A 17,859-nucleotide genomic window follows, 5' to 3' on the forward strand; every position below is an offset into this window, starting at 1 on the left:
ATGACCGCCAACCAATTAAGCCCTGACCTGGACACAAGGGCACGGGACTTCGAAGCGCTGCTCTTGAGCAGGCTTTTGTCCGTTGGGCAGAGGACCGTGGCCGACGCAATCGGCGTGAGCGAGTCCACGGTCAGCCGCTGGAAGGAAGGCGAGATCGAGCGCTGGTGCAAGGTGCTTGCGCATCTCGGCCTGCAGCTGGTGCCTGAGCAGGCGGTGGTGGTGAACGCGGACTATCTGCGCTCGCTGGAGACGCTGGCAGAGCTTGGGCTGCGCGCCGAGAAGAAGCGGCCGGGCCCGCTGGGGTGGGACTGAAATGGTCCGCCAACGCCTCACCGCTGAAGACTATGCCGCCATGGCAGTCGCTGCTGAAGAGCTGGTGGAACGGAGCGTTGGCGTTCGGAAGGAAATGAACAAGGCCCTGAGCGAGCGCTACAGGGCCTTGTCGGTGCGTGGCTCGGTGGCAGCCGAGAAACGCGTGGAAATGCAACTGACACAGGAAGCATAACCCATGAATTACGGGTTCATCTACTGCCTGTCCAATCCCTCGATGCCTGGCATCTACAAGGTTGGAAAGACTGATCGTGCACCATCACAGCGGTGCTTCGAGCTCTCCAATTCAACATCGGTCCCCGAGCCTTTCGACATTCTGTTCTACGTCGAAGTGGATAGCGCCCTCCAGACGGAACGCGCTCTGCATCGTGAGCTTGATGCAGTTCGGGTATCTCCGAATCGTGAGTTTTTCCACTGCAACCCGCTGGTTATCTACAACTGGCTGCTCAGCAACTGCGATATCGAAACTGAATGGCTGGACGGCGATATGCAATACGAGCTGATCAAGGAGCGGGAGGCTAAGGCTGCCACCGCGACTTCCCAGTTGGCTCCAACTGAAACTGGGGAGGACTGGTAATGGCACGAGCTCGCAATATCAAGCCGGGAATCATGGCCAACGAAGACCTAGCAGAGCTAGATCCTCTCACTCGCCTGCTGTTCATCTACCTCTGGATGCTGGCCGACCGGGAGGGGCGTCTTGAGGATCGCCCGAAGCGGATCAAGGCCGAGGCTCTTCCCTACGACAACGTAGATGCTGACCTGATGCTGGATAACCTCGCCAAGGCCGGGTTCATTCATCGTTATGAGATTGCCGAGGCCAAGCTCATTCAGGTGCTGAACTTTGCCAAGCATCAGACACCTCATGTCCGCGAGCAGGCAAGCTCTCTTCCTGGCAATGCCCCTGAGCAGCCAAAGAAAGAACAAGGCACAACCAAGGCAGTGCCTGAGCACAACCAAGGCAGTGCCGAGCAATCGCCAGGATCGCCTGATTCTCTGATTTCGGATTCTCTGATTCCAGAGAAAGAGCATGTCGACGCTGACGCCTCGACCCATGCCGATCCGCAGCAAGCAGCAGAGCAAGAGCCGGACTCCGGCCAGACCGCCCAGCTGTTCCAGCTTGATCGCATCCCCTACGAGAAAATTCGCGACCTGTACAACCAGATCCTTGGTGGGAAGCTCAAGCGCTGCATGGGCGTCACCGAGGCACACCGCAAGCACATCCGCGCTGCGTACAACCTGAAGCTCGACGGAGGATTCCCAGTCCGCGATGGCGGCCTGTCGTTTTGGGAAGGGCTGTTCAACGACGTCCTGGATTGCCCATTCATGCTGGGCAACAACAACCGCGGGTGGCGCGCTGACTTCGAGTTCCTGACCACTGCCAGCAAGATTCAGCGCTTCATGGAGGGCAAGTACGATGCTGCATGAGCGCCCCCTGATCGCCATGGAAGCCGAGCACGGCGTTCTCGGCGCCCTGATGAAGCGCCCCGATCTCTGCGAAATCGTCGGTGCCTTCCTGTCGCCGGCCGACTTCAGCGAAGCTGACAACGCCCTGCTGTACACGATGATCCTCGGCTGCCACTCCAAGAAGGTTGTCCCTGATCCGCTGTCCCTGGCTGAAGTCCGTGCAGAGCTGCCCAGTGGCGAATACACGATGGTCTACGCCACCGAGATATGGCAGAACGTCGCCAGCGCCGCCAACGCCGAGAGTTATGCACGCGTCGTGGTCGAGCGCTCCAGGGCGCGTAACCTCTATGCCGCTGGAGAGCGCCTGATGGAAATCGCCATGCAGCGCGGCAAGATTCCGGAGCAGATCGCCGAGGCACAGAGCATCGTTCTTGATCTCAACGCCCAGGACGAAACGCCTGACGTTGTGACGCTGCGCGAGGCCATGCTGCCCGTCTTCGACGAGATGGAAACCCGCTGGAGAGGAACTCAGTCGGTTGGTCTGAAGTTCAACCTGCCCGACCTGGATGCGGTTGTTCAAGGCCTACGCCCGGGGAACCTGGCGATCATCGCCGGTCGTCCTGGAACCGGTAAGACCGTTCTCGGAGTTGGGCTGGCCGATGAGATTGCCGTTCGGAACCAGGGAGCAGCACTGATCTTCTCGCTGGAGATGTCGCAGGCCGAACTTGCGAAACGTTCGCTTGCTGCTCTGTCCGGCGTCTCCCAGGCAGCCATTGATTCCGGCAAGGCCCTGGAATGCGAAGACTCCATCACCCGCATGACGGCTGCCGTGAACCAGGTTGCCAATGGGGACGTCCGCATTTGCGACAAGGGTGCCCTGACGTTCAGCCGCATCTGCTCCATTGCACGTTTCCAGCACCGCGCCAAGCCGCTCAGCCTGATTGTGATCGATTACTTGGGCCTGATCGCTCCGGAGCCGAATAGTCGGCACCAGAACCGCAACCAAGAGCTTGGCGCGATCAGCCGCGGACTGAAGGCGCTGGCCAAGGAACTTGGAATCCCTGTCGTGGCGCTGGCGCAGCTCAACCGGAGCATCGAAACCCGCGCCGACGCCAAACCGAAGATGAGCGACCTGCGCGACTCCGGCGAGATCGAGCAGGACGCCGACGTAATCATCATGGCGCACCGCGACATGAACTCTCCGCAGGGCCAGAACGGAATCACCGAACTCGACGTCGTGAAGTGCCGGCACGCGAAGCCAGGTTTCTGCCTGCTGCAGTTCCAGGGTGAATTCGCCCGGTTCGTTAGCTGCGCCCAGGCGCGAGAAGAACAGCAGGAGCAGCAGGTGCGTCCGCAACGGAAGTCCGCCCGCTCCATGGTCGCCGACTTCAAACCGCGAGGTGCCCAACAATGAAACGCTCCTGGAACGTCATCATCCCCGGCCGCGCGCCCTTCGTGATGATCCTGATGGAAGACTGCGACCCGCTCGCAGTGGTTCGTTCGATTTGGCCGACTGCGGAGGTGGAGTGATGGCTGTTCTCATTCCTGCAGCGAAGCATCCCGCCGACCTGGTTGCCCTGCGCGACGAGATCGCCATGCGCACTCTGCAGACGCTCATCATGAAAGGCACTTGGGGCGTCACTGGCGACGATGGCACCCATATGCCCTACAAGAACATGCGCGAGTACAGCAGGGCTGCCTACGAATTCGCGGACCAGATGCTGGAGGCGCGCAATGTCTGACTTCATTGATCGCCTCAACAGCCCGACAACTCAGGTATCTGACGGCCCCCTTCCCGGCAAGAAAGGCTGGGGCAAGGCTCCGTTCTGCGGGAACAAGGCCCACTACTTCGAGCTCATCTACGCCGACAGTATCGGCCCGCATGGGCGCGAGAAGTACTGGGTAGCTCTCTGCGGTGTGGATGCCGTCACCGCGGACAGGGTGCCGATGTTCTCGGCCGGCAGTTGGAAGCGCTGCAAGAACTGCGAGCGGAGGGCGAATAATGGCTAACCCCCGATTCCCCATCCGCAACGAGACCGACCGCCAGCGCGCCATAGCGATCCTGCAGCGCATCGACCTGGCCGAAGGAAAGACCTGGAGCCTGCATGACGAAGCCCGCAGTGACGCGCAGAACAGGCGCATGTGGGCCATGTTGCGCGACATCTCCAACCAAGTGGAGTGGTACGGCCGGAAGCTGGACGACGAGAGCTGGAAGCACATCTTCAGCGCCGCGGTTCAGCAGCAGGATGCCGTTCCGGGCATCAACGGTGGGTTCGTGGTCCTGGGCGTCTCCACCCGCAAGCAATCCAAGAAGTGGTTCAACGAGATGTTCCTGGTGATGGAAGCTTTCTCGGCCGAGCACGGCGTGAAGTTCACCACGCGGGATTACTGGGAGGGTGCGGCATGAGCAAGTTCACCATCTTCCTTCTCGGTATGACCTTTTTGTCGCTCATCACTGGTCAGATTTCATCGGCTCTTTGGTTCGCCTCGGCTGCGCTGATTTGGGAGTTCGTATGAACCTATCTACCCGCCAGCCCCGCCCGAAAAAGTGCCAGAACACCGAATGCGGCACCAAGTTCATCCCGCAGCGCCTGGGGCAGCGCGTGTGCTCCCCAGCCTGCGCCCTGGCCACCAAGGACAAGCACCAGGCTCCGGCCAGGAAGGCCATCGCCGACCGCAACCGCCGGGAGATCAAGGCGCGGAAGGAGAAGCTGAAGAGTCACAGCGACTTCGTGAAGGACGCCGAGAAAGCGGTTCGCGACTACCGCCGCACCTACGAGCTGTCCATCGGTAGTGGCTGCATCAGCTGCGGGAAGTCTCAGGCAGAGATCCAGGCGGCCCAGGGGTGGAAGACCGGTGGCGCCTTCGATGCCGGTCACTTCCTCGGTAAGGGAGCCCGTCCTGAGCATCGCCTGGAGCCGTCCAACATATGGCTGCAATGTAAAGCCTGTAACGCCGGCTCCAGCAAGTACGCCAGGAAGGGGCTGACCGTTTCCCAAGGGTTCCGTGAGGGCCTGATCGAACGCATCGGCCTGGAGGCGGTAGAGGCCCTGGAAGCCGATCACCAGCCTCGCAAATACACCAACGATGAGCTGAAGGCCATCACGGCCGAGTACCGCGCCAAGCTGCGCGAACTGAAGAAGAGGACTGCCTGATGTGCCTTTGGCTTGCCGTGACTGTGAACGGTGAATGCATCGATTGCGCGACCGATACCGACGAGCTCGCCGCAGCAATTGGCTGCCAGATTGCGGATCTGGTTTCCATGTCTGGCGATGCCATGGAGGGCCAGCAGTGTCTTTGCGACCTGGATACTGAAAAGACCGCCTTGAAGTTCGGGTTCTCGGTCAATTGGGCTCCAGAGTTCGGTGAGGTCGAAATCTTCAAGGTGACGGGATGAATTTCGAAGACTGGATCGCCCAGCAATGGGCAATCCTTCGAGAGTACGGGCTGATCAAGGGGGAAGGGGAATGATCTACACCAGCGTTCTTGCCGCGGTCGTATCGGCTCTCGCCGCCGAGACCATCGACAACACCAGCAAGCAGGCCTGGCAGAAGCTCTACCGGCCTGGGTATCAGGATGGGCTTGATCTAGCCACGCTCGCCGGCCGAGGAATAGAACTGGCGCGCAATGACGTGGATTGCTGGGTATTCGCCCGCCTGCACAGCCAGCTCAAGCCAAGGCATTGGGATGCCCTGGTGGCGCGCTACAGCACGCACAAAGCAAGGAAGATTCAGTCCATTGGCCGACTCTGCCCTCTGATCGCCAGCCATGCACCGCAGCTGTTTATTCAGAAAGCAGTGACGGCTTGGGCGATTCCTCCACTCCGGGGCGCTGAGGGAAAGCGCTCGACCGACATGATTGTTCTCAAGGACATTTTCTACGACATGAACACCTGGGATCTGGATGGTCGGCCGGAATCAACTCGTCGTCGCTGGAGGGGTGACATCCGCAAGAAGCTGGATGAGATGGAGGAAGAAGCTGTGATCGCCGCCGGAGAGATTCTGACAGCCGAGGGGCTGCTATTCGAAGCGGTGGCATAGGGCTATTGCAATTAGCGATCATATGAGCGATATTTTATTCATCCTGCCGATCTTGCGTATGAAGGATTGGCAATAAATAAACCCGGCCCAAGAGCCGGGTTTTCCATTTCTGGAGTAGCCAATGTCCGATACCGGAGCCGCAGCAGTCGTCGGCCTGATCGGCATCAGCGGCGCATCCATGTTCCCCGGCATTGACCTGAACGCGGTGATCGGCGCTTTCGCCGGCGCCATGTTCTTCGTCGTCTATGCCAAGGATCTCTCCCATTGGGGGCGTCTGGGGTACTTCATCGCCTCATGGATCGTGGGGTACTACGTTGCCAGCGAAGCGGTAGGGCGCGACTGGGCCAAGACATCCGGCCTCGTCGCCTTCGGTGGCGCGCTTTTCTGCGTCGTGGTGGGCACCAGCTTGCTGGAGTGGGTGCAGGGGGTAAGACGCCAGGTTGGCTCCGCTTCATCGCGGACCGCTTTGGAGGTCGCAATGGTTGATCCCTGGGCGTTGGGCGCTGCGTTCATCTGCAGTGCCATTTGCGTTCGCATCGCCGCTTACCGCAGGGAAGGTGCACGCTACCGGGCTGGCGTTTCGCTACTAGCCTACCTGCTGTGTGTAGGGACCGGCTGCTACTCGCTCTCGGTCTACCTCGACATGCTGCATGGCCACCCCCAACCGAGCCTTTCCCCCTGGCTGCTGATCATCCTGCTGGTTCTCGCTGTGCTGGTATACCGGGCCCGCGGAAACGTAGCCAGGATCATCCGCATCGACTGGGACCAGCGCTGGAATGGCGCTGAGCGCCGGAGGGCGAAATGAGCGCAGACCTCAAGGTCGTTCAGTTCCAGCGCGAAGGCTGGAGAGACGCAGTTCAGGCCCTTGAGAGCGTCATCGAACAGCTGAAGAGCGGCGATCTTTCTCCCTGCGAGATTGGCGCACTGGCGATGATGGGCGAGAACGGTCAGGTCGAGATATTCGGATTCGGTCCCAAGGCAGACGACCTCCAAGTTCTGGCCATGTTCAGGCTGGGCGAGGCTTCTTGGATGGATTACGTGCTCTCACGGGAAGACTGATGCCGAGGCCCATGACTGATCGAGCACAATTTCAGGAGCGCCGAGTCGGAGGGCGCGTGATGGCAATCCATTCCGTCATTATGACTGTTCGGTTATCGTGAAGGCTCAATTGTTCCTGCAGAGGATCGAGAATGGCGAGCCGACACGAAGAAACCAGGGAAGAGGTGTTCAGGGCGAAGGATGATTCCGGAAGGGAGTACACCATCGTCCGATACCAAGAATGGATCATTGATTTTGATGGTGACCGTATTCCATCGCTTGCTAGATACGCTCTGGCAACTGGCGGAGCCGTAAACCGAATCGATAACGATACCTTCGAAATAGTCAGCCTTGGTATCGAGGTAAAGCGCGCCTGAGCCGCTGTATTCACTCCAAGGCTATGCCCCGCTCAGGCGGGGTTTTTTATTTACAAGCAGCGATAGGGATCAATATGGACGCCAAGCAACCTGACTGGGAGGCAATCGAACGCGCCTACCGGGCGGGCGCTTTGTCCATTCGCGCTATCGCTGAGCGACAGGGTGTCAGTGACACTGCCATCCGCAAGCGTGCCAAAGCCGGTGGATGGGAGAGAGACCTATCCGAGCAGGTCCGCAAGGAAGTTCGCAACAAGTTGGTTCGCGGCGAGGTTCGCGATGACCAACCTGCGAACCCTGAGAACGATGCCGAGATCATCGAGGAGGCAGCCCAGGAGGGCGCCACCGTAGTTCGCTCGCATCGGCGCGACATTCGCAAGGCCGCGAACCTTGCTGATCTGCTGATGGACGACCTGCTGCTGACCATCCGCAAGCGGGAAGAGATCGAGGACGCGATCGAGGACGAGACGCGCGAGGACAAGAACGGAATGCGCCGGGCCAGCATGCTCGCCGCGGTGGCGCTCCCCAGCAATGCCAAGACCTTGTTCCAGCTGTCCTCTGCCATGAAGAACCTGCAAATCCTGGAGCGCCAGGCATTCGGCCTGGACGACAAGGACACCCCGACCGATTCGGACGAGCTGTCCAAACTGATGGATGAGCTATCGAAGGAAGCCTAAGCATGAAACCCGAGCACTTGAAGCTGCTCAGGGACAAGCAATGGCGCCTGAACAACCTCTACTTCATCACGGACCGGCACGGTAAGAAGGTCCGGTTCCGGATGACGCCGGAGCAACTCGATTACTTCGAGGGGTTGCATACCCGGAACATTATCTTGAAGGCCCGGCAATTGGGCTTCACGACTGAGCAATGCATCATCCAACTGGATGCGGCGCTGTTCGAGTCGGCCAAGTGCGCACTGATCGCTCACACGCTGAACGACGCCAAGCGCCTGTTCCGCGAGAAGGTGAAGTACGCCTACGACCATCTGCCTGAGCAGATCAGGAAGGCGAACCCTGCGAGGAATGATGCGGCCGGTGAGCTGGTATTCGCCAAGGGCGGCTCGCTGTACGTCAGCACCTCGTTCCGCGGCGGCACCTTGCGTTACCTGCACGTCTCTGAGTTCGGGAAGATCTGCGCCAAATACCCGGACAAGGCCCGGGAGATTGTCACTGGCGCCTTCGAGGCGGTGGCCGCTGATTGCGTCGTCACCATTGAGTCGACGGCAGAAGGTCGGGCCGGCTACTTCTTCGACTTCAGCCAGGCGGCGGAGAAACAGAAGATCACCGGCGCGCCGCTGGGCAAGCTGGACTGGAAGTTCTTCTTCTTCCCGTGGTGGCGGAGCCCTGAGTACCAGGTTGAGCCGCTTGCACCTGCACCGCAGCGCCTGCAGGACTACTTCAGGGAGCTTGAGGCCAAGCACGGCATAAAGCTGAGCGAAGGCCAGAAGGCCTGGTACGTCGCCAAGGAGCGCACCCTCGGCGACGACATGAAGCGGGAATACCCGTCGACGCCGGCGGAGGCCTTCCAGCAGTCGGTCGAGGGCGCCTACTACGCCAAGCAATTCGCCAAACTCTACGCCGCCAAGCGCATTGGCCAACTGCCCGACAACAGCCATCAGCCGGTTCACACCTTCTGGGACATCGGCGTTGGCGATTCCACCGCGATCTGGTTCGTTCGGGAAGTTGGCGAAGAGTTCCACGTCGTCGACTACTACGAGAACAGCGGCGAAGGCCTGCGGCACTACATGAAGGTGCTGAAGGACAAGGCCTACCAGTACGGCGAACACTGGGGGCCGCACGACATCGATAACCGCGAGTTCGGCAGCGACGGCAAGACACGCCGTGAATTGGCGAAGGAAGGCTACGAGATCGACGGCCAGCGATACGCTATCAAGTTCAACGTGGTCCCGAAGCTGGGTGTCGACGAAGGCATCGAGCAGGTCCGCGAGATTCTGCCGCGCTGCGCCTTCGACGAGGCGATGTGCGAAGAGGGCCTGAACGCCCTGGAGAACTACCGCAAGGAGTGGGACGAGAAGCACGGGTGCTGGAAGGACAAGCCCCTGCATGACTGGTCTTCCCACGGATCAGATGCATTCCGTTATTTCGCTGTGGCGAAGACCAAGCGGTCCACGGTCAAGCACGTACCTGTGACATTCACTTTCTGAGGCCACCCATGCCGAACTTCACTCCCCGGGCAGAGTATTCGGAGGCCTTGCCCGGCTGGCTGCTGGTCAAGCGCTGTGTGGCCGGCGCACGCGAAGTGCGCAAGCACGACGAATACCTGCCGATGCCTGATCCGGAGAACAAGTCTCCCGAGAACCTGGCACGCTACAAGCAGTACAAAAAGCGGGCGATGTTCCTGAACATCACTGGCCGCACGCGCACCGGCCTGCTGGGCGCGGTATTCCGCAAGACTGCCGAGCTGACTCTGCCAGCCGGAGTTGAATATCTGAAGGAGAACGCCAGCGGCGACGGCACGAGCCTGGAGCAACTGTCGAAGGACTCCGTAGGTGAGTGCCTGGATACTGGGCGCGGTGGATTCTTGGTGGATTTTCCGGCCGTCGAAGGCGTTTCCTCGATGGCGGACATGCAGGGGCGCCGCGCCCTGATTCACCACTACGGTGCCGAATCGATCATCGACTGGGATGAACAGGTCATCGACGGCGTGAAGCGCCTGGTCTATGTGTGTCTGCTTGAGTGCGTATCGGAGTTCAGCGTCGAGAATCTGGAACGGACCACCGGTACTCAATATCGCGTTCTATTGCTGGTCGGCGGCCGATACGTTCAGCGCGTCTATGCAGAGGATGGGAAGAGCTACACAGAGACGCAGCCGCTCGATAAGAACGGCAAACCCTTCGATCACATCCTGTTCAGCTTCTACGGCTCCCAGAACAATGACGCCAGCATCGACAAGTCGCCGCTTGAAGACTTGGCCGACGTGAACATCCTCCACTATGGCAACAGCGCCACGGTGGAAGAGAGCGGCTTCATCAGCAGCCAGCCCACGCTGTTCATCACCACTGACATCGATGCGGACTCGTTCGCCAAGCTGAACCCGAACGGCATCCACATTGGCTCTACCAGAGGATTCAATCTCGGCAAGACCGGATCGGCCGACCTTGTTCAGGCGGAAGAGAGCCAGCTTGCCCGCACGCTGATGAAGGACAAGGAAGAGCAGATGCTGATGATCGGCGCCCGCATCGTCCAGAAGGCAGGCGGCGCTGAGACAGCCGAGGCCGTGCGCATCCGCTACAGCTCTGACAACAGCGTGTTGGGAACCATTGCCGGAAACGTGTCTGAGGCCTTGAAGCGAGCAATTCTCGACGCCGAGCGCTTCATGATTGGCGAGCCAGACGATGCCGGGACGGTGTTCTGGCTCAATCAGTCGTTCTTCGACGAGACGATGACCGCCCAGGACATCCTGGCCCAGGTCCAACTGTGGCAGCAGGGCATCATCGCCAAGTCGGATGTGCGCACCAACCTGCGCCAGGGCGGCGTCCTGGAGGCGGATCGCAGCGACGAACTGATCGACGAGGAACTGGAACAGCAGCCGCCGGTAACGGGTGACGGCCTTGAAGGTGGCGGAGATGAGCAGTGACGGCTATCTGTCCGATGCTGCTACCCGCCACCAGGTCCATGTCCAGCACTATGCCGGGGGTAGCCTAAAGCGCCTGGCCAAGTTCATAACGAAGGCCATCAGCACCGCCAAATCGCGCGTATCAGAGGGCTTGAGCCGTTATGGTACCCAGCGGTACGAGAAGCAGATTTCGACGCTCCAGGGCGATTTGGCGCAGATCTACGGTGAGATGAAGCGGCAGGCCGTGCTCGACCTGACTGATTTCGCCGGCTACGAAGCCGAGTTCAACATGACTCTGCTGGGCAAGGTCGTGAAGACGGTTGTCCAGTTGAACAAGCCGAGCATCGAGCAGGTGACCGCGGCGGCACTGGCTGACCCGCTAGACCTGGAGGTCGGCAAGGGCCGGCAGCGCATCAGCATCGCCGGCGCGCTCGACCAGTACGGCACGAAGAAGAGCGCCGAGATCATCAGCGAGATCCGCATGGGCTCGGCGCTTGGCGAGACGACTGGGCAGATTACCCGCCGGCTCACCTCCCTGGGCGTGCAGCAGCGCGACCAGGCCGGGGCACTGGTGCGGACCATGACCAACCATATCGCCACCTCGGCGCGGGCGCAGGTCATGGCCGACAACGACGACATTCTCAAGGGAAAACGTCGTGTCGCCACGCTCGATAGCAGGACAACGCCTCTCTGCCGAGCACTGGACGGCACTGTGGTGCCCATGACCGCGCCGTCGCCGCCGTTCCACTGGAGCTGCCGGACCACTGAGATACCGGTGCTCAAGGATGAGTTTGCTCGGGATATCCCTGGCTCGACTCGCCCAGCTGTTGGCCCGGACGGCGCCGAGCAGGTGAGCAGCAAGACAACCTATGGCGAATGGCTCTCCAGGCAGCCGGCAGCGTTCCAGGAGGACGTGCTTGGCCCTGCCCGCTACAAGCTGTTCAGCAAGGGCGAGCTGACCATAGACCGGTTTGTCGACGACGACGGCCGGACCTTGACGCTCAAAGAGTTACGCGAGCGTGAGCCCATGGCCTTTGAACGTGCTGGCATGAATTGATCTATCCGCAGCACCAACAGACATATCCAAGCCCTGGCCGAGCCGGGGCTTTTTTGTATCCGCAGGCAGGGCCTGCTCAACGTCTCTGGGAGACAGCAATGACCTTGAAATACCAGATTGACAGCCTCGAAGGCCTCGATGAATCCATCCAGGCCATGTACGCAGAGAAGGATGGAAAGTTTGTCCTGGCCATCGAGGGCCTGCCGCAGCAGGAGGACGTGTCCGGCCTGAAGGCCAAAGTCCAAGAGCTGCTGGATGAGAAGAAGGTCGAAGCCGACAAGCGCAAGGCAGCAGAAGAGCAGGCTCGCCTGGAGCGCGAGGAGGCCCTGCGCAAGTCGGGCAACGTCGAGGAGCTCGAAAAGTCCTGGTCGGAGAAGTACAGCCGCCGAGAGGCCGAACTGACCTCCGCCCTGGAAACTGAGCGCACCACCCTGCAAGGCCAGATCCGGGATCTGACCGTGGGGCGCACAGCAACCGAGATCGCCACCACCCTGGCTGTCCCTGGAAGCGCCAAGGCATTGCTTCCCCATATCGAACGCCGGCTGAGCGTCGAGCAGCGCGACGGCAAACCCACCGTTGTCGTACTGGACGCCGCCGGCAAGCTCTCCGCGGCAACTCTGGATGAGCTGAAAGCAGAATTCACCAACGATCCGGCCTTCGCGCCGCTGATCGCTGGCAGCAAGGCATCTGGCGGCGGGGCCGGCGGTGCTGGAAAAGGCGGCGGGGCCGCGAAAGGCAACATCGGCGGTACCAAAGAGGAGCGCCTGGCAGCGATTTCTAGCCGGTTCCCCGACCTTCCAGTCAAGTAAAAGGAGCTACACCCATGTCCCTGTCGCAAATGCAGGTTTTCAACGAGTACATCATGCCGGCGACCATCGAGACGCTGGATCAGATGCTCGTTGCGTTCAACGCCGCCAGCCGCGGCGCCATCGTGCTGTCCCCGGACGGCTTCACCGGCGACTTCCTCCAGGAGTCGTTCTTCCAGACCCTGGCCGCTGCCCAACGCCGCGTGGATCGCTACGCCGCTAACGGTGCCGCACCGATCACCGACCTGACCGAGCTGAAAAACACCTCGGTGAAGGTGGCTGGCGGCTTCGGCCCGGTTCGCTACGAGCCGTCGCAGATGACCTGGCTGGAGCGCCCGACCGCCCAAGGCATCGAAGTGGCATCCCGCGCGTTCGCCGAGATCCTGCTGAAGGACCAGCTGAACACCGCCATCGCCGCCCTGGTGGCCGCGATCACCGCCCAGGCTGCAGCCGTCAATGACGTATCGGCGACTGCCGGCATCAGCCAGGCCGGCCTGAACAACGCTCACGCGAAGTTCGGCGATGCCAGCCAGAACCTGATCACCCAGGTGATGCAGGGCACCACCTACCACAAGCTGATCGGCCAGGCCCTGGCTAACAGCGAACAGCTGTTCCAGGCCGGTAACGTTCGCGTGGTGGACATCCTGGGCAAGGTGTCTGTGGTCACCGACGCCCCGGCGCTTATGCAGGCCGGCGCGGGTGAGGATCCTGACCTGGAGATCATCCTCTCGCTCGTGCAGGGTGCGGCACTGGTCCACGATGGTCGCGACCTGATCAGCAACGTCTCGACCACCAACGGCAAGGAACGCATCGAGACCACCCTGCAGGTCGACTACACCTTCGGCCTGGGCCTCAAAGGCTATACCTGGGACCAAACCAACGGCGGCAAGTCCCCGACCGATGCCGAGATCGCTACTGGCTCGAACTGGGACAAGACGGCCACCAGCATCAAGCACACCGCCGGCGTCGCTCTGATCGGTGACGCTTCCAAGTAACGCTGATGGCGGGCCAGGTGTAATGCCTGGCCCGCCGAGGGCTATTGCATGAGCAAGAACAATATCTGGTACCTGCCAGGGCCATTTCATCGGTACCAGGAAGACGTGAAGGCGCTGGCCAAGGAACATGGACTGGTCATCGTAGATGCGAACGTGGCGCCCAACCGCAATGGAGAGGCCGACGACGTGCCCAAGGTCACCATTCGCGAAGGCCTGCGCCAGGCGATCGTGGTTGTCGAGGCTGATGACCCGAGTCGGGACGCTATCGATCGTCTGACTGCCGAATTGGCGTCTGTCGGCGTGATCGTTGAGTCGTTCGCAGCGCAGCGACTGGAGCGCCCTGAAGGCGAGCTGGGTGAAACCGCCGAGCGACTGTTCCAGGTTCTGGAAGCCGTCAATGCAGGCATCTCTAGGCTGCAGCGCGAACGCGACGGCGAATTCGAGAAGGCCGATCTGCTGCAAAAGCAGGTGGATGATCTGCTGGCTCAGGCGGTTAAGCGCGAGAATGAGGCCGAAGAGGATCGTGAAGCCATGGATGTGGCTGAACTGAAGGCGCGCCTCGACGAGGCCGGCGTCACCTACCGCGCCAACGCCTCGAAGGAATCGCTGCAAAAACTGGTCGCCGAACTCGGGCAGCAGTAACCCCTGGACTCTAGTCCAATTCATTCAAGCGGAGGCCTGATGGCTATCTACATCACCGTGGCCGACGTGGATGAAATCCTCGGGGCTGACTGGGCGCCTGACGCCGACAAGGACGAAGCGGTCTTCGAGGCAAACGCCTATCTGACCGCCCTGAACCTGGTCGGCATCGACATGGACAGCATCCCTGATGATGTGAAGCAGGCCGGTGCCCGGCTGGCCAAGTGTGCCTCCCAAGGCAAGCTATACCAGCAGCAGACCGAGGGATCGCTTGAGGCGAAGATGGTCAAGGCCGGCTCGGTTACGACCAGCAAGACGTTCGGATCGATTGACCTGACCAGTACCGCCGCGCAGCCTGCATGCGTGCAGTTGGCCCTGGCCTTGCTCACGCCCTGGCGCAGCAATCCCTTCGCATTCCGTGTGGACAGGGGATAGGACATGGGCCTTCGAGACGATATCCAGGCCGACCTGGCCGAGGCCTTTGACGAAGACCTAGCAGACGCTGTTTCCACATTCACAGGGAGCTACATGGGGCCTGGCGTCTGGGATCCGGTCAGCGAAACGACCACTGCCCAGCCTGTCACCTACACAGGCCGCGGCGTGCTCGACAGCTACGACAGCCGGCGCATCGACGGCCTCAACATCCTGGTGGGCGACGTGCTGCTGATCTGCCTGACAAACGAGGTCACCGACAAGCCGGCAGTGGGGCACCAGATCACTGTCGGCGACCTGATCACGGGCGATCCGGTCACGTACCGAGTCGTCAATCCCGGTATCGACCCGGCCAAGGCGCATTACGAAATCCAACTGAGGAAGTGACCATGGCCAAGGGGAGAACATGGAGCACGCCTCCCTCGATGTTTCGCGAGAAGATCGATTCAGCAGTAGCTGAGCGAACTCGCGTTATCGCTATGGCCATGCTTCAAGAGGTAGTTCTGAGGTCTCCGGTTGGAAACCCTGACCTGTGGAAGGTCAATCAGGAGCGCAAGGCTAACAACATAGCGATGGCCGACGCATACGACACCATGGCTGCGCAACTGGGCAACAAGAAGCTGACCAAGAAGGAGCGCGAGCAGAACTTCTTCGTGAAAGACCTGGCCGCCGGCAAGGGGTATGTCGGCGGCCGCTTCAGGGCCAACAACATCGTGACAGTTGGCGACCCGAGCTATGCGCAGACCGATTCCGTTGATCCATCAGGCGCTACCACGATCAGCAATGGCGCAACTGTGATTCAGTCGGTAGGGCCTTATTCGGTCGTCTACATCCAGAACAACCTCCCATACAGCGAGGCCCTTGAGGACGGTCATTCGACTCAAGCGCCTGGTGGCATCTATGCCGTGTCGTTCCATGGCGTTTCCCAGGCCTATAGCTCATGACCTTCGAACAGATCCGTGCAGTCATCATCGGGCGCATGCAGGACTGGGCAGGAATCCCTTCTGCGAACATCGATTACCCGAATAATTCCCAGCCGTTTGACACTGCGGGGAAAAGCATCTGGGCACGCCTGACGGATATCCCTGGCCTGTCCAGTGCGCCGGAGATTGGCATCGGCCCATGTGTGCGTCGAACTGGGATAGTCATCATTCAACTGTTCGTGCCCAGCTATAGCGGCACACTAGCTATCACCAAGGCAGCCGACACCCTGGTGGAGCACTTCCAGTTCTACACGGCGCCAGAAGGACCGCTCGACTTCTTCGCAGCCTCTGCCAGCGTCATCGGTGATGACGGAAACAACTGGTACCAAGTGAATATCCAGATTCCATACCGGGCCTACTGAGGCCTCCCTTCCACCGCCAGCCCGGCGGTTTTTTTCGCCTACACAGGAGAATCGCCCCATGAGTTCTGGCGCGAAGGTCCAGCTCGCCTGGATCAAAGAGGTAACCCCCGGCGTCACCCCGGCCGGCAACTGGAACACGCTGACCCGCATCAGCAACGGCGTGACTCCGACCTACAACACCGAGGAAAACAACGAAATCGGCGCCGACCGGATGGCCCAGGGCACCGCCCAGACCACCGTGGACGTGGGCGGTGACATCGAGACGAAATGGCGCTATGGCGCGCTCGACGAGTTCATGGCCTCGTGCTTCGGCAAGGCCTGGGCCGCCAACGTGCTGACCATGGGGAATGACCGAATCACCTTCTCCCTGGCCACCTACGCGGCGGACATCGGCGTGGCTGGCATCGCCCGCGGCGCCCAGGTCGCCACCATAGCCTTTGACTTCCCCGGAGACAACGAGGTTACCGTCACCACGACCTTCGCTGCCCGCGACTGGGCGGACAAGGCCGACGACACCTCCTACATCGTCAGCGCCCAGCCTGAGGCCTCGCAACGCCGCTTCGGCTTCAAGGACATCAGCGGCCTGAAGATCGACGGCATCCAAGTGGGTGAGGACAACGCCTGCGTCGATTCCTTCACCCTGCAGTTCGACAACGCCGTTCAGACTCAGCGCTGCATCGGCAACGGCAACCCGTTCCCGGGCAATATCATCCCTACGACCTTCACTCCGTCTGGATCGATCACTATCGCCTGGTCGAAGCTGGCCTACCAGAACTGGAAGAAGCAGCAGACCGGCGATGCGATCAGCCTGGAGTTCACCATCAGCAACGCCGATGGCGGCTATTCCATCCTGCTGCCGGAGCTCGAGGTCAGCGGTGGCTGGCCCGACGCCGGTGCTCAGGAGATCGTGCAGGTCGAACTGAACTACACCGGCCGCCGTGTGCCGCCCACCATCACGCGCCTGCCGGCGCCGGTGACCATCGCGAGCGTCACCGTCACCCCGGACACCGTTTCGGTAGCCGTCGGCGACGAGGTGGACCTGGAAGCCGCCGTGCTGCCGGTCGGCGCGAGCCAGACCGTCACCTGGTCTTCCTCGGACACCACCAAGGCGACCGTCAGCGAGACTGGCCTGGTCACCGGTGTTGCCGTCGGCAGCGCCACTATCACCGCCACCAGCGTGGCCGATCCTACCAAAACCGACACCTGCGCGATCACCGTAACCGCGTAATTCACCTTGCCTGGCGCGCCCTGCGGTGCGCGTCGGGCCTTTTTACCGCAGAGGAACACCATGGCCATCACCCTGAAGAAGAAACCCGAGCTCGACCTCAATGGCACCCGCTGGGTGCACTTCAAGCTGGACGAGGAGGGCGAGCACCTGCTGCTGGTTGACATGGAGGATGGCGCCGACCTTTCGCTACTGGTCTGTTCCACCGCCAACCCGCTGTTCCGCTCGCACCATGCCCTAATCCAGCGCCATATGGCCTCGATCGATGCGCAGGCCCGCGTCGGCACTCGCGACTTCAACCCCGTCATCTTGGAGCCGGTCAAATTCGACTCCATGGACGACATGCTGATCGGCTTGGTCGCCAAGCACCTGATCCGGGATTGGAAAGGTGTGCAGGAGGAGGAAGAGAAGGGCGTTCCTGCCGAGTACACCCCGGAGCGTGGGCGCGTGCTGCTCGGCCAGTATCCGGAGTTGTACTGGTCCGCCCTGAAGGTCGGCACCGATATCGCCACCAGGGCCGCAGAACGCACCCAGGAGACTGTGGGAAAGTCCTGAGCGCATATCGCTGGGCCAGGGAGTGGGCTGGGCCAGACAATGA

Annotated in this window: 27 protein-coding genes and 1 pseudogene; all 28 read left to right on the forward strand. The window is 60.9% G+C overall.

What is annotated here, in order from left to right; all coding sequences use genetic code 11:
- The 28 genes and pseudogenes from PKO50_RS04995 (at position 1) to PKO50_RS05130 (ending at position 17,816) form a co-directional block, all read left to right on the forward strand.
- Positions 1–312 (forward strand): CII family transcriptional regulator, encoded by a 312-nt coding sequence (locus PKO50_RS04995; RefSeq protein ID WP_275628997.1) that lies wholly within the window; start codon positions 1–3, stop codon positions 310–312.
- A gap of 1 nt (position 313) precedes the next feature.
- Positions 314–505 (forward strand): hypothetical protein, encoded by a 192-nt coding sequence (locus PKO50_RS05000; RefSeq protein ID WP_275628998.1) that lies wholly within the window; start codon positions 314–316, stop codon positions 503–505.
- Positions 506–508: 3 nt separating this feature from the next.
- Positions 509–907 (forward strand): GIY-YIG nuclease family protein, encoded by a 399-nt coding sequence (locus PKO50_RS05005; protein WP_275628999.1) that lies wholly within the window; start codon positions 509–511, stop codon positions 905–907.
- A 32-nt stretch (positions 908–939) separates the two neighbouring features.
- Positions 940–1,755, forward strand: a complete 816-nt coding sequence (locus PKO50_RS05010; protein WP_275629000.1) for a hypothetical protein — start codon at positions 940–942, stop codon at positions 1,753–1,755.
- On the forward strand, positions 1,745–3,148 hold the full coding sequence (locus PKO50_RS05015; RefSeq protein WP_275629001.1) for a DnaB-like helicase C-terminal domain-containing protein: 1,404 nt from the start codon (positions 1,745–1,747) through the stop codon (positions 3,146–3,148). The genes PKO50_RS05010 and PKO50_RS05015 overlap by 11 nt, the downstream gene beginning before the upstream one ends.
- A gap of 115 nt (positions 3,149–3,263) precedes the next feature.
- Positions 3,264–3,476, forward strand: a complete 213-nt coding sequence (locus PKO50_RS05020; protein ID WP_275629002.1) for a hypothetical protein — start codon at positions 3,264–3,266, stop codon at positions 3,474–3,476.
- The gene (locus tag PKO50_RS05025; protein WP_275629003.1) at positions 3,469–3,744 is read left to right on the forward strand and encodes a hypothetical protein; all 276 of its coding nucleotides are present in this window, start codon (positions 3,469–3,471) and stop codon (positions 3,742–3,744) included. Before PKO50_RS05020 ends, PKO50_RS05025 begins: the two co-directional genes overlap by 8 nt.
- Positions 3,737–4,141: a recombination protein NinB gene (locus PKO50_RS05030; protein ID WP_275629004.1), complete on the forward strand. Its 405-nt coding sequence runs from the start codon at positions 3,737–3,739 to the stop codon at positions 4,139–4,141. The genes PKO50_RS05025 and PKO50_RS05030 overlap by 8 nt, the downstream gene beginning before the upstream one ends.
- 106 nt (positions 4,142–4,247) lie before the next feature.
- Positions 4,248–4,889 carry a recombination protein NinG gene (locus tag PKO50_RS05035; protein WP_275629005.1) on the forward strand — a complete coding sequence of 214 codons (642 nt, stop codon included), beginning with the start codon at positions 4,248–4,250 and terminating at the stop codon, positions 4,887–4,889.
- Positions 4,889–5,131: a hypothetical protein gene (locus PKO50_RS05040; protein WP_023127609.1), complete on the forward strand. Its 243-nt coding sequence runs from the start codon at positions 4,889–4,891 to the stop codon at positions 5,129–5,131. Before PKO50_RS05035 ends, PKO50_RS05040 begins: the two co-directional genes overlap by 1 nt.
- Before the next feature lie 70 nt (positions 5,132–5,201).
- Complete coding sequence (locus PKO50_RS05045) at positions 5,202–5,774, forward strand: hypothetical protein (protein WP_275629006.1); 573 nt, start codon at positions 5,202–5,204, stop codon at positions 5,772–5,774.
- A gap of 178 nt (positions 5,775–5,952) precedes the next feature.
- Positions 5,953–6,138, forward strand: a pseudogene (locus PKO50_RS34060) (putative holin); the annotation flags it as partial.
- A gap of 114 nt (positions 6,139–6,252) precedes the next feature.
- On the forward strand, positions 6,253–6,579 hold the full coding sequence (locus PKO50_RS05055; RefSeq protein WP_275629007.1) for a phage holin family protein: 327 nt from the start codon (positions 6,253–6,255) through the stop codon (positions 6,577–6,579).
- The gene (locus PKO50_RS05060) at positions 6,576–6,833 is read left to right on the forward strand and encodes a hypothetical protein (RefSeq protein WP_043270573.1); all 258 of its coding nucleotides are present in this window, start codon (positions 6,576–6,578) and stop codon (positions 6,831–6,833) included. The genes PKO50_RS05055 and PKO50_RS05060 overlap by 4 nt, the downstream gene beginning before the upstream one ends.
- Before the next feature lie 131 nt (positions 6,834–6,964).
- Positions 6,965–7,189 carry a hypothetical protein gene (locus tag PKO50_RS05065; protein ID WP_275629008.1) on the forward strand — a complete coding sequence of 75 codons (225 nt, stop codon included), beginning with the start codon at positions 6,965–6,967 and terminating at the stop codon, positions 7,187–7,189.
- A 74-nt stretch (positions 7,190–7,263) separates the two neighbouring features.
- Positions 7,264–7,863 carry a hypothetical protein gene (locus tag PKO50_RS05070; RefSeq protein ID WP_275629009.1) on the forward strand — a complete coding sequence of 200 codons (600 nt, stop codon included), beginning with the start codon at positions 7,264–7,266 and terminating at the stop codon, positions 7,861–7,863.
- 2 nt (positions 7,864–7,865) lie between these two features.
- Complete coding sequence (locus PKO50_RS05075; RefSeq protein ID WP_275629010.1) at positions 7,866–9,350, forward strand: terminase; 1,485 nt, start codon at positions 7,866–7,868, stop codon at positions 9,348–9,350.
- Positions 9,351–9,358: 8 nt separating this feature from the next.
- On the forward strand, positions 9,359–10,783 hold the full coding sequence (locus tag PKO50_RS05080) for a DUF4055 domain-containing protein (RefSeq protein ID WP_275629011.1): 1,425 nt from the start codon (positions 9,359–9,361) through the stop codon (positions 10,781–10,783).
- The gene (locus PKO50_RS05085; protein WP_275629012.1) at positions 10,773–11,819 is read left to right on the forward strand and encodes a minor capsid protein; all 1,047 of its coding nucleotides are present in this window, start codon (positions 10,773–10,775) and stop codon (positions 11,817–11,819) included. Before PKO50_RS05080 ends, PKO50_RS05085 begins: the two co-directional genes overlap by 11 nt.
- Positions 11,820–11,917: 98 nt before the next feature.
- A complete protein-coding gene (locus tag PKO50_RS05090) occupies positions 11,918–12,628 on the forward strand; it encodes a hypothetical protein (protein ID WP_275629013.1) in 711 nt (236 codons plus the stop codon).
- A 14-nt stretch (positions 12,629–12,642) separates the two neighbouring features.
- Positions 12,643–13,620: a major capsid protein gene (locus tag PKO50_RS05095; RefSeq protein WP_058172781.1), complete on the forward strand. Its 978-nt coding sequence runs from the start codon at positions 12,643–12,645 to the stop codon at positions 13,618–13,620.
- A gap of 48 nt (positions 13,621–13,668) precedes the next feature.
- A complete protein-coding gene (locus PKO50_RS05100) occupies positions 13,669–14,262 on the forward strand; it encodes a hypothetical protein (protein WP_275629014.1) in 594 nt (197 codons plus the stop codon).
- 39 nt (positions 14,263–14,301) lie between these two features.
- Positions 14,302–14,694, forward strand: a complete 393-nt coding sequence (locus tag PKO50_RS05105; RefSeq protein WP_058172783.1) for a hypothetical protein — start codon at positions 14,302–14,304, stop codon at positions 14,692–14,694.
- A gap of 3 nt (positions 14,695–14,697) precedes the next feature.
- Positions 14,698–15,078, forward strand: a complete 381-nt coding sequence (locus PKO50_RS05110; protein WP_275629015.1) for a glutamate 5-kinase — start codon at positions 14,698–14,700, stop codon at positions 15,076–15,078.
- Positions 15,079–15,080: 2 nt separating this feature from the next.
- On the forward strand, positions 15,081–15,635 hold the full coding sequence (locus PKO50_RS05115; RefSeq protein ID WP_275629016.1) for an HK97 gp10 family phage protein: 555 nt from the start codon (positions 15,081–15,083) through the stop codon (positions 15,633–15,635).
- Positions 15,632–16,036: a phage tail terminator-like protein gene (locus PKO50_RS05120; RefSeq protein ID WP_058172786.1), complete on the forward strand. Its 405-nt coding sequence runs from the start codon at positions 15,632–15,634 to the stop codon at positions 16,034–16,036. Before PKO50_RS05115 ends, PKO50_RS05120 begins: the two co-directional genes overlap by 4 nt.
- Before the next feature lie 58 nt (positions 16,037–16,094).
- Positions 16,095–17,264, forward strand: coding sequence for a phage tail tube protein (locus PKO50_RS05125; RefSeq protein WP_275629017.1), 1,170 nt, complete (start codon positions 16,095–16,097; stop codon positions 17,262–17,264).
- Between the two features lie 60 nt (positions 17,265–17,324).
- Positions 17,325–17,816, forward strand: coding sequence for a hypothetical protein (locus tag PKO50_RS05130; RefSeq protein ID WP_275629018.1), 492 nt, complete (start codon positions 17,325–17,327; stop codon positions 17,814–17,816).
- Positions 17,817–17,859: the final 43 nt, after the last annotated feature.

Origin of the sequence: Pseudomonas sp. 273 (genome assembly GCF_029201425.1) — a bacterium.
GTDB lineage: Bacteria > Pseudomonadota > Gammaproteobacteria > Pseudomonadales > Pseudomonadaceae > Pseudomonas > Pseudomonas delhiensis.

Bases quoted from the DNA above. Each gene is read 5' to 3' on its own strand.
- PKO50_RS05010 (WP_275629000.1), top strand. From the start codon at position 940: ATGGCCAACGAAGACCTAGCAGAGCTAGATCCTCTCACTCGCCTGCTG.
- PKO50_RS05090 (WP_275629013.1), top strand. From the start codon at position 11,918: ATGACCTTGAAATACCAGATTGACAGCCTCGAAGGCCTCGATGAATCC.
- PKO50_RS05045 (WP_275629006.1), top strand. From the start codon at position 5,202: ATGATCTACACCAGCGTTCTTGCCGCGGTCGTATCGGCTCTCGCCGCC.
- PKO50_RS05025 (WP_275629003.1), top strand. From the start codon at position 3,469: ATGTCTGACTTCATTGATCGCCTCAACAGCCCGACAACTCAGGTATCT.
- PKO50_RS05030 (WP_275629004.1), top strand. From the start codon at position 3,737: ATGGCTAACCCCCGATTCCCCATCCGCAACGAGACCGACCGCCAGCGC.
- PKO50_RS05020 (WP_275629002.1), top strand. From the start codon at position 3,264: ATGGCTGTTCTCATTCCTGCAGCGAAGCATCCCGCCGACCTGGTTGCC.
- PKO50_RS05095 (WP_058172781.1), top strand. From the start codon at position 12,643: ATGTCCCTGTCGCAAATGCAGGTTTTCAACGAGTACATCATGCCGGCG.
- PKO50_RS05100 (WP_275629014.1), top strand. From the start codon at position 13,669: ATGAGCAAGAACAATATCTGGTACCTGCCAGGGCCATTTCATCGGTAC.
- PKO50_RS05075 (WP_275629010.1), top strand. From the start codon at position 7,866: ATGAAACCCGAGCACTTGAAGCTGCTCAGGGACAAGCAATGGCGCCTG.
- PKO50_RS05120 (WP_058172786.1), top strand. From the start codon at position 15,632: ATGACCTTCGAACAGATCCGTGCAGTCATCATCGGGCGCATGCAGGAC.
- PKO50_RS05035 (WP_275629005.1), top strand. From the start codon at position 4,248: ATGAACCTATCTACCCGCCAGCCCCGCCCGAAAAAGTGCCAGAACACC.
- PKO50_RS05130 (WP_275629018.1), top strand. From the start codon at position 17,325: ATGGCCATCACCCTGAAGAAGAAACCCGAGCTCGACCTCAATGGCACC.
- PKO50_RS05065 (WP_275629008.1), top strand. From the start codon at position 6,965: ATGGCGAGCCGACACGAAGAAACCAGGGAAGAGGTGTTCAGGGCGAAG.
- PKO50_RS05085 (WP_275629012.1), top strand. From the start codon at position 10,773: ATGAGCAGTGACGGCTATCTGTCCGATGCTGCTACCCGCCACCAGGTC.
- PKO50_RS05040 (WP_023127609.1), top strand. From the start codon at position 4,889: ATGTGCCTTTGGCTTGCCGTGACTGTGAACGGTGAATGCATCGATTGC.
- PKO50_RS05070 (WP_275629009.1), top strand. From the start codon at position 7,264: ATGGACGCCAAGCAACCTGACTGGGAGGCAATCGAACGCGCCTACCGG.
- PKO50_RS05115 (WP_275629016.1), top strand. From the start codon at position 15,081: ATGGCCAAGGGGAGAACATGGAGCACGCCTCCCTCGATGTTTCGCGAG.
- PKO50_RS05110 (WP_275629015.1), top strand. From the start codon at position 14,698: ATGGGCCTTCGAGACGATATCCAGGCCGACCTGGCCGAGGCCTTTGAC.
- PKO50_RS05105 (WP_058172783.1), top strand. From the start codon at position 14,302: ATGGCTATCTACATCACCGTGGCCGACGTGGATGAAATCCTCGGGGCT.
- PKO50_RS05080 (WP_275629011.1), top strand. From the start codon at position 9,359: ATGCCGAACTTCACTCCCCGGGCAGAGTATTCGGAGGCCTTGCCCGGC.
- PKO50_RS04995 (WP_275628997.1), top strand. From the start codon at position 1: ATGACCGCCAACCAATTAAGCCCTGACCTGGACACAAGGGCACGGGAC.
- PKO50_RS05015 (WP_275629001.1), top strand. From the start codon at position 1,745: ATGCTGCATGAGCGCCCCCTGATCGCCATGGAAGCCGAGCACGGCGTT.
- PKO50_RS05055 (WP_275629007.1), top strand. From the start codon at position 6,253: ATGGTTGATCCCTGGGCGTTGGGCGCTGCGTTCATCTGCAGTGCCATT.
- PKO50_RS05005 (WP_275628999.1), top strand. From the start codon at position 509: ATGAATTACGGGTTCATCTACTGCCTGTCCAATCCCTCGATGCCTGGC.
- PKO50_RS05060 (WP_043270573.1), top strand. From the start codon at position 6,576: ATGAGCGCAGACCTCAAGGTCGTTCAGTTCCAGCGCGAAGGCTGGAGA.
- PKO50_RS05000 (WP_275628998.1), top strand. From the start codon at position 314: ATGGTCCGCCAACGCCTCACCGCTGAAGACTATGCCGCCATGGCAGTC.
- PKO50_RS05125 (WP_275629017.1), top strand. From the start codon at position 16,095: ATGAGTTCTGGCGCGAAGGTCCAGCTCGCCTGGATCAAAGAGGTAACC.